Genomic DNA, 828 nt, shown 5'->3' with positions numbered 1-828 from the left:
ATTGGTATCCATACATTCCCTCGTCCTGCGTATCCACAAGGTGGAGGTCGGAATAAGCTCCTCGGCTGGGTCTGGTGCCCGAATGGAAAAAATAAGCTCCGACTCTGCATTAGTGGTGTTTGTGTTTTCTAAATTCACAAGTGCATCTATTGCTATTTCTTTCTCATACAGCTTAAGCTACCTGTAATGTATTTATCTGAGGTAAACCTTTCAATAACTTACTTCCATCAAATACACATTGTCTTTTGCCAATGACAAACAAGACACGTAATAACTTGCCACACAACGCAATCAGTGATTGTTGTTTCTTTAAAGGCTTTTCCGGGCGGGTCGTATAATACCTATGCAAAGCTTGAAACGTTGGATTGTTGGCTACGAGCGGGCGTATAGCTAAATAAATCGCCTTTCGCAGTTTCTTCCTTCCACGTTTCGTTATTTTTGTTTCCCCTTTGAATTTCCCGGAACTATGCTCCCGCAACGATAACCCTGCCATATTCACAAGTTGTTGAGGATGATGATAGTTAGATAAATCGCCTACTTCGGCAAAAAAAGTAGCTACAGTTGTTACACCCAGTCCTTTAATGGCCAACATTTCTTTTGCTCCCGGAATATCTCCCAAGAGGTTTTCTATTTCCCAGTTCAGTTCTTCCAATTGAGCTTCATACAGCTCATATTGGTCTAATAAACTGTGCAGCTCTTTCTTGGCAAAGCGTAAGCCGATTTCAATTCCAACACTTTTCTTCGCTTTATCTACCAGTTTGGTTGCACGCTTGATGCCAACACCACGCTTTACAACGGGTTTCCATTCCGCCAGTACATCTTCAGGGG

Annotated in this window: 1 protein-coding gene; it reads right to left on the bottom strand. The window is 42.4% G+C overall.

Features of this window, described 5'->3' with window-relative positions; all coding sequences use genetic code 11:
- Positions 1–172 precede the first annotated feature (172 nt).
- The coding region (locus KI363_RS21575; protein WP_212967611.1) for a transposase at positions 173–828 on the bottom strand (656 nt) is incomplete at its 5' end.

It is taken from the genome of Lederbergia ruris (genome assembly GCF_018332955.1).
Lineage (GTDB): Bacteria > Bacillota > Bacilli > Bacillales > Bacillaceae_C > Lederbergia > Lederbergia ruris.
Note: the sequence above shows the minus strand (reverse complement) of the source record. Positions and strands in the feature narration are given on the sequence as shown.